General features: G+C 53.1%; 2 tRNA genes and 1 rRNA gene. All 3 read left to right on the top strand.

What is annotated here, in order from left to right:
* Nucleotides 1-17: 17 nt before the first annotated feature.
* Nucleotides 18-94, top strand: a tRNA-Ile gene (locus VBE63_RS27095).
* A 108-nt stretch (nt 95-202) separates the two neighbouring features.
* Nucleotides 203-278 (top strand) — tRNA-Ala (locus VBE63_RS27090).
* A 443-nt stretch (nt 279-721) separates the two neighbouring features.
* Nucleotides 722-2,649, top strand: a 23S ribosomal RNA gene (locus tag VBE63_RS27085); the annotation flags it as partial.

Below are 2,649 nucleotides of genomic sequence, written 5' to 3'. Positions count from 1 at the left end.
AGCAGACAAGTCAAAGCAGGCCTGTAGCTCAGTTGGTTAGAGCGCACCCCTGATAAGGGTGAGGTCGGCAGTTCAAATCTGCCCAGGCCTACCAAACACGCGTCACTCTTCGTTGCAGCACCGCTTGTGTATTGTTAATACACGGCGCGGCACTGCGCCTCGATTGACACGCGTTTGGAGTAGCGACCACCTTGTCAGATATGGGGCTATAGCTCAGCTGGGAGAGCGCCTGATTTGCATTCAGGAGGTCCGCGGTTCGATCCCGCGTAGCTCCACCACTGACCGGTTGTTCAGGTCTTCATCGTATCATCGAAGTCAGAAGTGAATTCACGTACTGCGGATGCAGTGTTTGGACGCCGTGAATTGTCTTCTGGTTTTGAGCCAGACTGTTCTTTAACAAGGTAGATCAAGCTGAGTCTTTGGACTGCAGCCTTGCACTTCGAGTAATCGGATGTGGAAGGAGCGGTTCGAGGAAAGTTCTGGTAACGGGTTTCAATTCCCCGTTGCCAAACGAGTTGTAACACTGTGACTTAAGCGTCACAACATCCGGCGGGTGCAGGCTTTGATCGGTCTGCATCTCTTAGTACCTGACATACGCACAAGGGTGTCAGGGAATAGTCTTCTTGATTTTTTTGGATGTGTTACTGAGTTCTGTGCAGTCCTTAGGGCGGCACATAATTCAGTGAGATATTTGAAAGAAGCCAGATAACGCGAGTTATATGGTCAAGCGACTAAGCGCATACGGTGGATGCCTTGGCAGTCAGAGGCGATGAAGGACGTTGTAGCCTGCGATAAGCATCGGGGAGCTGGCAAACGAGCTGTGATCCGGTGATGTCCGAATGGGGAAACCCACCCAGTGTAAGCTGGGTATCCTTAGCTGAATACATAGGCTAAGGAGGCGAACTCAGGGAACTGAAACATCTAAGTACCTGAAGGAAAAGAAATCAATTGAGATTCCCCCAGTAGCGGCGAGCGACCGGGGAGGAGCCTGCAAGTGATAGCATTGCGGTTAGTGGAACGGTCTGGAAAGTCCGGCGATAGAGGGTGATAGCCCCGTACACGAAAACTGCGTTGTGGTACTGAGCTTGCGACAAGTAGGTCGGGACACGTGATATCCTGATTGAAGATGGGGGGACCATCCTCCAAGGCTAAATACTCCTGACTGACCGATAGTGAACCAGTACCGTGAGGGAAAGGCGAAAAGAACCCCGGAGAGGGGAGTGAAATAGAACCTGAAACCGTATGCGTACAAGCAGTGGGAGCCTCCTTTGTGGGGTGACTGCGTACCTTTTGTATAATGGGTCAGCGACTTATTGTCTGTAGCGAGCTTAACCGAGTAGGGGAGGCGTAGGGAAACCGAGTCTTAATAGGGCGTTTAGTTGCAGGCAATAGACCCGAAACCGGGCGATCTATCCATGGCCAGGCTGAAGGTTGGGTAACACTAACTGGAGGGCCGAACCCACGAATGTTGAAAAATTCGGGGATGAGCTGTGGATCGGAGTGAAAGGCTAATCAAGCCCGGAGATAGCTGGTTCTCCTCGAAATCTATTTAGGTAGAGCGTCGTGTATCACCCCAGGGGGTAGAGCACTGTTTGGGCTAGGGGGTCATCCCGACTTACCAACCCCATGCAAACTCCGAATACCTGGGAGTGGCAGCACGGCAGACAGACGGCGGGTGCTAACGTCCGTCGTCGAGAGGGCAACAACCCAGACCGCCAGCTAAGGTCCCGAATACCGGTTAAGTGGGAAACGATGTGGGAAGGCCCAGACAGCTAGGAGGTTGGCTTAGAAGCAGCCATCCTTTAAAGAAAGCGTAATAGCTCACTAGTCGAGTCGGCCTGCGCGGAAGATGTAACGGGGCTAAACCGGTAACCGAAGCTGCGGATATGTGCGCTTCACTTAAGTTCATTGCTTGAGCTTGTCGACAGACTGGCGTAGTTGCTGTCGACCAAGCGACCCGAACGTTGAGTCGGGTGTGGTTGTGGCAGGGTAGTGAATTTAAGGAAGCGCACGTATGGTAGAGGAGCGTTCTGTAGGCCGTTGAAGGTGGACCGGGAGGTCTGCTGGAGGTATCAGAAGTGCGAATGCTGACATGAGTAACGACAAGGGGGGTGAAAAACCTCCCCGCCGGAAGATCAAGGTTTCCTGCGCAACGCTAATCGGCGCAGGGTGAGTCGGCCCCTAAGGCGAGGGCGAAAGCCGTAGTCGATGGGAAGCGGGTTAATATTCCTGCACTTCTTCATGATGCGATGGGGGGACGGAGGAGGCTAGGCCAGCGCGGCGTTGGTTGTCCGCGTTTAAGGTAGTAGGCTGAGATCTTAGGCAAATCCGGGATCTTGAGGCCGAGAGCTGATGACGAGTCCAAGGTGAGAGCCGCGGACGAAGTGGTTGATGCCATACTTCCAGGAAAAGCCTCTAAGCTTCAGTCATGAAGGAACCGTACTGTAAACCGACACAGGTGATCAGGTAGAGAATACCAAGGCGCTTGAGAGAACTCGGGTGAAGGAACTAGGCAAAATGGTACCGTAACTTCGGGAGAAGGTACGCCGCTGGTGGTGATGGGGCTTGCCCTCTGAGCTGCTGGCGGTCGAAGTGACCAGGTGGCTGCGACTGTTTATTAAAAACATAGCACTCTGCAAACACGAAAGT

The organism is Lamprobacter sp., assembly GCF_034860625.1.
GTDB lineage: Bacteria > Pseudomonadota > Gammaproteobacteria > Chromatiales > Chromatiaceae > Lamprobacter.
This window is presented reverse-complemented; position numbering and strand designations above follow the sequence as displayed.